The sequence below is a fragment of the Lyngbya sp. CCY1209 genome, assembly GCF_055795065.1.
Map to the genome: position 1 here is coordinate 1 of NZ_JAYFER010000176.1, position 8,787 is coordinate 8,787.

The following is an 8,787-nucleotide window of genomic DNA, read 5'->3' on the forward strand; positions in this document are numbered from 1 at the left end:
GACCGCTTGGGAATCAATTCCCGAGGGCGCAAGCCAGGGGCCCCAACCCGATCAAATCATATTCAGATGATTGGGGAATTTGTACGGATCTGACTATAAATTTGCCGACCGGAGCCGACCGGAGCCGACCGGAGCCGACCGGAGCTTACCGAAGCTTCCTGGAGCTCCCTCTGCTTACCGAAGCTTCCTGGAGCTCCCAGACCTTGCTTAATCATTCTTAATATTGTCGGCGATCGCGACGGTTTCCTCACCTAGCGTAGCGGCAGCTTAGGGCGAAAGCCCCGCGTCTTTAGACCGGGGTGAGCTTACTTCTAACTCCTTCCCGGGGAATCTAAAATCGGGGTGCAAGCCAGGGGCCCCTACAATCTAAAATCTAAAATTCCCCTGGACCGGGTTTTCGCCGACGTCGCCGGACGGGCCATCGACTGGTAAAAATCCTGGAGGATGGCGTCGCGATCGAAGTTTTCCCACAAACCGATTTGAAATTCGTTCTCGGGCCGGTCCACCCAACCGGACGGCTCGTATCGGGGGGCCGGGATGAGCCGATATTCGCCCCAGTCGGGGTTTTTGACCACGGCCACCGCCACCACGTCGAAAAGCGATCGCGAGGGGGGGTCGCCGTAGTATTCGGCATTGGCAAATAAACTGGCGGAATAGTCCCCGAAATTGTCAAATTCGCCGCCGTGGCGTCCCGTCACCGGGGTTTCGATCCGGATTCCCCGGCCTTTGACGTTTTCCAGGATATCTTCCTGCTGCACCTTGACGGCTTCGGCGCCGGTCGGGCCTCCGCCGTACCGCACCGTCACCATCTCGAAGGGGATGCGGCTCTCGAGCAAATAGTCGAGGGCGGGGATATCGTTGTCGAGGTTGTACTCCCCCGGTTCGGGGTAGTTGGACCCCAGCCACACCAACCGCACCTTCTCCACGATATCCGGGGCGCGGTCAAACGCGAGGGCGACGTTGGTCAATTTGCCCACCGCCAGGAGTACCAGCTTTTCGTCCCGCTCGGTTCGGGCTTCGCGGATGATAAAATCGATCGCCTCCCGGCCGTCCTCGGCCGCGTCTCCGAGGGGTCGAATTTCCGCAAAGTCGCCGTTTGCCCCCGAGTACAGGGGAACGGTGTCCGTCGCGCCGCACAGTTTCATCACCCGGACCGCTTCCTCGTCGTGTCGGACGATGTCCCCACCGTTGAAGGTGGCATTGGTGGTGATGCCCCGGACATCGAAGATGTCACGGTTGAACAGCAAATAAGCCAGGGCGTGTTGGTCGTCGAGTTCGTTGTTGGTGTCGGTGTCAAAAATCACCGGGATGGGGTCAGCATTTCGGAAGGACAGCGGGAATTGGGTGGCGGGGGCGAACAGCCCGACCCCGACAACCAGGGCGAAACCGACGAGAATACCGGTGAGGATGATAACAATACGGCGCATTTTCATCGGGGCGTTTTTTTGAGCTGCGATCGCCTGACGGAAGGCCATTCCGGAGCTACAATGGGAGCGAAATCCGACACATTCCTTCCCTCCTAACTTCACAAAGCGTATCACAATTGATTCGGGGTGCGATCGCCCAGGGTGCTAGAATGCTGTTACGATGTGCGATTCGTTTGAAATCTCCCCCCGTCCGGGTCGGCCTGCAAATTTCAATCGGATGTCCCGGCCCCTCCATAAAAACTTCCTGAAATTTAAAATGACGGCGACTTCGGAACGGGGAACGTGAATTAAAATAAGGTAAACCTTTTGGCTGATTGCAACCTTACGGATGCCTCCAACTTCACCCAAACACCAGTCTTCCACAGCCACAACTCCCCCGGGGGTGTCGCTGCCGTTTGTCAGCCATTGGGGAATTCGGCAGAAAATTGGTGGCGGTTATGTCATCGTCTTGGGTTTGGCGGTCGGGGGGGTGATCGCCGGATTCGTCGTCAATACCATTCTCGCCCGCGAGAACCGGCAACAATTCGATATGAATCGAGAAAAAGCGCAACTCTTGGTCGATTTGGACACGGATCTATTCGACCTCCGAGACAAACAAGAGGATTTGGCGCCAATTGTCAGCGACCCCCAAACTTTATCGACGCAGGTTTCCGAAATTCGCTCCGATATTTTCGAGTTGAACCGCCACATCCAGAACCTGCAAGATATCCCGGAAACCACCGACTCGGAGATTCAGGAAGATTATCAAACCCTGCAAAATCTGCTCCAAAATTATATCAACGCGATCGCTATCTACGAGGACAGAATCGAGGCTGTATTTCAACTCACCGAGTCAGCCGAAACGAATTCTGAAAACCTGCCAGCCGTCCAAAAATCCCTGGAAGAATTCGGCAATTCCGAGGCAGCCACAAACCTCTATAACCTGTCCGGGGAAGCCCTGCAGTTGGCGGAAAAATTCGCCGATCGCGCCGATTTAGCCGCGCCAAAATTGCAGCGGTCGGAAGCCCTGAGCCGCCGCATCGTCTTTTTCAGCCTCCTCGCCGCGGTGGCGATGGCGATCATTTTAGCCAGCTACACCAGTCGCGCGATCGCCCGCCCCATCGAACAGATGATCGAAACCGCCGACCAAGTGGGAGAAGAATCCGATTTCGCCCTGCGAATTCCCGTCACCGCCGACAAACATACGGAAATCGGACGGCTCACCGCCACCCTCAACAAACTCATTAAACGAGTCGCCAAATACACCGAAGAACTACAGCGGGCGAAAATCGCGGCGGAAGCCGCCAACCGCTCCAAAAGCGTGTTCCTCGCCAACATGAGCCACGAACTCCGCACCCCCTTGAACGCCATTATCGGCTACAGCGAAATGCTCCACGAAGAGTCCCAAGACCTGGGCTACACCGACTTTCTTCCCGACCTCGACAAGATCAAAACGGCGGGAAAACACCTCCTCGACATGATCAGCGACATCCTCGACATCTCCAAAATTGAAGCCGGCCACGTCACCCTCTATTTGGAAGATTTCGCCGTCCAACAATTGATCGACGACGTGGTATCCACCGCCAAACCCCTGACCGAAAAAAATGGCAATATTTTGAAAGTCAAAACCGACAAAGATTTGGGCAGTATGTACGCCGACCTCCCCAAGGTGCGACAAGTCCTCCTCAACCTGTTGAGCAACGCCTCCAAATTCACCACCAAAGGCACCATCACCCTGCAAGTTAAACGGGCTAAAAAAATCCCCGAAGAGTGGAAACAAAACAGCATCAACGCCCAAATGATGCCCAACGCCAAAACCCAGTATTTGGTGTTTCAAGTTCGGGATACGGGCATCGGCATGAACGAAGAACAGGTCAAACACATTTTCAAAGCCTTTATCCAAGCCGATGCCTCGACAACCAAACGGTTCGGCGGCACCGGACTCGGACTGGCCATTAGCCAGCGGCTGTGCGAAATTTTGGGCGGGGGAATTCACGTCAAAAGCAAAGAAGGGGTGGGTTCGACCTTCATCGTTTGGCTCCCCGTCCACGTCAAGAGTCAGTATATTTGATTGGGTTTTGAAGCCGACGGACTCTTTTTGGGAAAGTTAAAAGTGAAAAATTAAGGGTGAAAAATGGTCGATTTCCTATTCCCCATTCCCGACTCCCTAATACCGACTCCCGACTCCACATTTCGGCGATCCGTACCCGGGAAGGGAGGAAGAGAGCACCGGGGGCTCCGATGCGGTAAGCTACAGTTTGAAAAGAGTCGGGCTGGTTGAAATGCTTGGCAATTGACGGAATTTCGGCGATCGAGACATTTTTCGGTCTCCGTTTCCACGTGGAGGTGCGATCGCCGCGATCGCACCGTTCTGGCGACTGCCAGAAAAAGCCAAACGACCTGACCCTACAAATAAATTCCTAGAGAAAATCATCAGTTGAGGAGGTTAAAACTTATGCAACCCACCGATCCGAGTAAATTTACAGAAAAAGCCTGGGAAGCCCTCGCCCAAACCCCCGACCTGGTCAAACAAGCCCAGCAGCAACAAATCGAAACCGAGCATTTGATGAAAGCCCTGCTGGAACAGGAGGGGTTGGCGAGCAGCCTGTTCAACAAAGCCGAGGTATCCGTGCCCCAACTGCGGGAACGCACCGAAGCCTTTATCGAACGACAGCCCCAAGTCAAGGGCAGCAGCACCAACGTCTATCTGGGGCGGAGTTTGGACGCCCTGTTAGACAACGCCGAAGCCTACCGCAAGGATTACGGAGACGAGTACATCTCCATCGAACACCTGCTGCTGGCCTACACTAAAGATGCCCGATTTGGCAAATCCCTCTACCAAGAATTTAGGCTGGATGAAGCCAAACTCAAACAAACGATCGCCCAAATCCGAGGAAGTCAAAAAGTGACCGACCAGAACCCCGAAGGTAAATATCAAGCCCTGGAAAAATACGGCCGCGACCTCACCGAAGCGGCCCGCAAAGGCAAACTCGACCCGGTTATCGGACGGGACGACGAGATCCGCCGCACGATCCAGATTTTGAGCCGCCGCACCAAAAATAACCCCGTTCTCATCGGCGAACCCGGGGTCGGTAAAACGGCGATCGCGGAAGGGTTGGCCCAGCGGATCGTCGCCGGAGACGTGCCACAGTCCCTCCAAGATCGTCAACTGATCGCCCTGGACATGGGCGCACTGATCGCCGGGGCGAAGTTCCGGGGGGAATTCGAGGAGCGCCTGAAAGCCGTCCTCAAAGAGGTCACGGATTCCGAAGGTAAAATCATTCTATTCATCGACGAGATCCATACCGTCGTCGGCGCCGGGGCCACCCAGGGGGCGATGGACGCCGGCAACCTGCTCAAACCCATGTTGGCCCGGGGCGAACTGCGCTGCATCGGCGCCACCACCCTGGACGAGTACCGCAAGTACATCGAAAAAGATGCCGCCCTGGAACGGCGGTTCCAACAGGTCTACATCGATCAGCCCAACGTCGGCGACACGATCTCGATCCTGCGAGGCCTCAAAGAGCGCTACGAGGTCCACCACGGGGTGAAAATTTCCGATTCCGCCCTGGTGGCCGCGGCGACTCTTTCCACCCGCTACATCAGCGATCGCTTCCTCCCCGACAAGGCGATCGATTTAGTGGACGAAGCGGCAGCTAAATTGAAAATGGAGATCACCTCCAAACCCGAGGAACTCGACGAGATCGACCGCAAGATCCTCCAGTTGGAGATGGAAAAACTCTCCCTCCAGAAAGAGAGTGACCCGGCGTCTCAGGAACGGTTGGAGCGCCTGGAGAAGGATCTGGCCAATCTGAAGGAGGAACAGCACACCCTCAACGCCCAGTGGTACGCGGAAAAGAACACCATCACCCACATCCAGTCCCTCAAGGAACAGATCGATCGCGTCAATATCGAGATCCTGCAGGCGGAACGCAACTACGACCTCAACCGGGCCGCCGAGTTGAAATACGGTACCCTTGAAACCCTCAAAAAGCAGGTGCAACAGGCCGAATCTCAACTGGAAGAGACTCAAACCGGCAGCCGCACCCTGCTGCGGGAGGAAGTCACCGAAGCCGATATCGCGGAAATTATCTCCAAGTGGACGGGGATTCCGATCAGCAAGTTGGTGGAGTCGGAGAAGGAGAAACTACTGCACCTCGACGACGAACTGCACGAGCGGGTGATCGGACAGGATGAGGCGGTGACGGCCGTGGCCGATGCCATTCAGCGATCGCGGGCCGGACTCTCGGACCCCAACCGCCCAGTGGCGAGTTTCATCTTCCTCGGCCCGACGGGGGTGGGCAAGACGGAACTGGCTAAGGCCCTGGCGTCCTATCTCTTCGACACCGAAGAGGCGATGGTGCGGATCGATATGTCCGAATACATGGAAAAACACGCCGTCTCCCGCCTGCTGGGGGCCCCTCCCGGATATGTGGGCTACGACGAGGGGGGCCAGCTCACCGAGGCCATCCGCCGCCGCCCCTACGCAGTGATCCTGTTCGACGAGATCGAGAAGGCCCACCCTGACGTGTTCAACGTCATGCTGCAAATTCTCGATGACGGCAGGGTGACGGACGCCCAGGGCCACACGGTGGATTTCAAGAATACCGTGATCATCATGACCAGCAACGTGGGATCGCAGTATATTTTGGATGTAGCCGGGGACGATTCCCGCTACGAGGAAATGCGATCGCTGGTGATGGATTCGATGCGGGGGTCATTCCGGCCCGAGTTCCTCAACCGTATCGACGAGATCATCATCTTCCACTCCCTCAAGTCCGAACAGTTGCGGCAGATCGTCCGCCTGCAACTGGGGCGGTTGTCCGAGCGTCTCGAAGACCGCAAGATGTCTCTGAAGTTGTCCGACGCGGCCCTCGACTATTTGGCGGAGGTGGGATTTGACCCGGTTTACGGCGCCCGTCCCCTGAAGCGGGCCATCCAGCGGGAGGTGGAAACCCAGATCGCCAAAGGGATCATCCGGGGCGAGTTCAACGAGGGGGATACCATGTTTGTGGATGTGGAAAATGAACGTCTCGCCTTCAAGAAGTTGCCCGTGGAATTGCTGACGGCCCAATAAAATGGGCTCGGTTTGGGAGATGGGGGTGCGGTTCGCTGTACCCCTTTTATTGAGTTTTCACCTGTCAATTTGAATTGGAGATTTGGAGTCAACGCCGACCCGGAAAGAACTGTAGAAGCGATCGCGTCCCCAGCTTCGGCGGGGGTTCCCCTCGCCCTCGGTTATCTCTTGTGATTGAGATCAAAATATGTGGCGATCGCCATCTCCACAAAAATTCTAATCTTGATGTCATCGAAAGACGGAAATTCATTGGTGTCGGTCCGTTCGGTTTTGTGGCGCGGTCAAGTGGAGGGGGCGATCGACGACTTCCATCTGAGCATTCAATTCGAGTTATAACAAACCATATAACACTTATTATAAATGGCCGTCTTTGATGCGATCGGGTGTCAGACCGGAGCGCCGGGTAAATCGGTCGGAGCGGGGGATTGATCGTCCCGAAGGTCGCAACAATGCCCGCTATTCTCGGTCCGTATACCTCGTTTGTAAAAACTCCGTAAATTTACGCAAAAGATGTGGCACATCCTCGACCGATCTGATAGCATTGAGGAAATTACGGATGGATCTGTCGGCGGCCCGAATCGCTATCGGGGTCGGTCAGTATTTTTTTGCTCTTTTTTCGTCGCCGTAATTGGGTGTCTACCAGTCATCTTTCATGAATACTTATAAAGATCAGGAAAAAATTAAAGAAAATTTTTCCGTTGCCGGGACATCTGACCAAAAAATCACTTTAAAAAATATGAATTTATCATCTCAAACTGACGGGGGAGTTCTGGTCGTCGTCGATGCCGGAATCGAAGATGCATCGATTTTGATCGGGGGAGTTGTTCCGGGTGCCAAAGCGATCGCCCTCCCGTCCGGTCGAGATGGCATTCGGCAAATCACCCGGGTACTTCAGGAACACCCCGATCTTGATACCCTTCACATTATTTCCCACGGTTTTCCGGGCGGTTTGACCCTCGGAAATACGCAGCTCAACCTGGATACCCTGGACGAATACGCCGACCTTTTAAAACGCTGGCGCTGCGATCGCATCTGCCTCTACGGCTGTAATGTAGCAGCGGGAGATGCCGGTTCCGAATTGATCGAAAAACTGCACCGTTTGACGGGGGCCGAAATCGCGGCATCGGCGACCCAGACCGGAACTTTCGCGTTGGGTGGGGACTGGAATTTAGAAGTCAAGACGGGCGATTTTGAAGTCGATTTGGCGATCGATGAAAAGGCGATCGCGGCTTACCCCCACGTACTTCCAACCTTTGATTGGAACAATTTTGACTGGCCTGACGGTCAACTGGGTACGAACACCTTCGCGGATGTCGATGGCAGTGGCATCAACGTTGATATCAATGTCACAGCCGATACAGGCGTTACTGTGGAAGAGCTAGATGGCAACGCTACCCCGGACGATTTTGCATTCTTTTCAGGAACCGAAATCGACCCTCAGCTCGCGTTAAATCTCTTTATCGATCCCCCAACTAACCAAGGCGATGGCGTAACCGTAACTGTCACCTTCTCGGAGGAAGTTCAAGGGGTTAGCTTCCAAGTTCTCGATATCGACAAATCGGACGGTGATTTATGGCAAGATGAGGTGGTGGTGGGTGGTTTCAACGAAGCTGGAGATGCAATCAATACCATAGTCATTCCATCGGATAACCCGACCTACGATATTGTTGATTCGACGATTACCGGAAATGCATTTGCAGACAACACGGGAGTTGAGGCCGAACGAGGAACGGTGACGGCGTTCTTCTCAGAACCGGTCACATCGTTTTCATTGAAGTTCCAGAGCGGTCCGGATGCCCCCGCCGATCCGGAGGCCCACGGTGTGGGTCTTCTCAATAATTTCATTTTCAATCCCACGGTGACGCTGACGCCGACAGAGATCTCCCAAGTTGAAGGGGATACCGGCACCACGAACTATGAGTACACCGTAACGCTCTCCGAGCCGCTGTACGTCCCCCTGGAAGTCGAATATACCACCGGCGACGACACCGCCACGGCCGGGGAAGATTATATTGCCGAGAGCGGCACTTTGACCTTTGCACCCGGAGAAACCGAAAAGACCATCACGGTTCAAGCCAACGGCGATACGATACCCGAGCCGGACGAACAATTCACCGTGACGCTGACGAGTGCCGAGTTCCAAGATGGCAACGGCAACCCCCTCGGAAGTCCGGTTGTAGTCAATGATAGCGCGATCGGGATTATCGAGAATGACGATGCCCCAGCCAACACGGCCCCCGAGGCGGTGAACGACACAGCAACCACGGAACAGGATACAGCCGTGACCCTGGCGCCTGCTGCCCT

At 55.1% G+C, this 8,787-nt stretch carries 5 protein-coding genes; 4 read left to right on the plus strand and 1 reads right to left on the minus strand.

What is annotated here, in order from left to right; translation table 11 throughout:
• Positions 1 to 359: 359 nt before the first annotated feature.
• A complete protein-coding gene (locus AC0QHF_RS02715; RefSeq protein WP_324702645.1) occupies positions 360 to 1,475 on the minus strand; it encodes a nucleoside hydrolase in 1,116 nt (371 codons plus the stop codon).
• 280 nt (positions 1,476 to 1,755) lie between these two features.
• Between AC0QHF_RS02715 and AC0QHF_RS02720 the strand changes: the two genes are divergently transcribed.
• The 4 genes from AC0QHF_RS02720 to AC0QHF_RS02735 form a co-directional block, all read left to right on the plus strand.
• Positions 1,756 to 3,477 carry a sensor histidine kinase gene (locus AC0QHF_RS02720; RefSeq protein WP_324702646.1) on the plus strand — a complete coding sequence of 574 codons (1,722 nt, stop codon included), beginning with the start codon at positions 1,756 to 1,758 and terminating at the stop codon, positions 3,475 to 3,477.
• Positions 3,478 to 3,692: 215 nt separating this feature from the next.
• On the plus strand, positions 3,693 to 3,830 hold the full coding sequence (locus AC0QHF_RS02725) for a hypothetical protein (RefSeq protein ID WP_324702647.1): 138 nt from the start codon (positions 3,693 to 3,695) through the stop codon (positions 3,828 to 3,830).
• A gap of 31 nt (positions 3,831 to 3,861) precedes the next feature.
• A complete protein-coding gene (clpB, locus tag AC0QHF_RS02730) occupies positions 3,862 to 6,483 on the plus strand; it encodes an ATP-dependent chaperone ClpB (protein WP_324702648.1) in 2,622 nt (873 codons plus the stop codon).
• A 652-nt stretch (positions 6,484 to 7,135) separates the two neighbouring features.
• Positions 7,136 to 8,787, plus strand: a 1,652-nt coding sequence (locus AC0QHF_RS02735; RefSeq protein WP_324702649.1) for a DUF4347 domain-containing protein, incomplete at its 3' end; no start/stop codon positions are given.

Excerpts from the sequence above, each read along its gene's own strand:
- AC0QHF_RS02715 (WP_324702645.1), bottom strand. The coding sequence starts at position 1,475 with ATGGCCTTCCGTCAGGCGATCGCAGCTCAAAAAAACGCCCCGATGAAA.
- AC0QHF_RS02720 (WP_324702646.1), top strand. The coding sequence starts at position 1,756 with ATGCCTCCAACTTCACCCAAACACCAGTCTTCCACAGCCACAACTCCC.
- clpB (WP_324702648.1), top strand. The coding sequence starts at position 3,862 with ATGCAACCCACCGATCCGAGTAAATTTACAGAAAAAGCCTGGGAAGCC.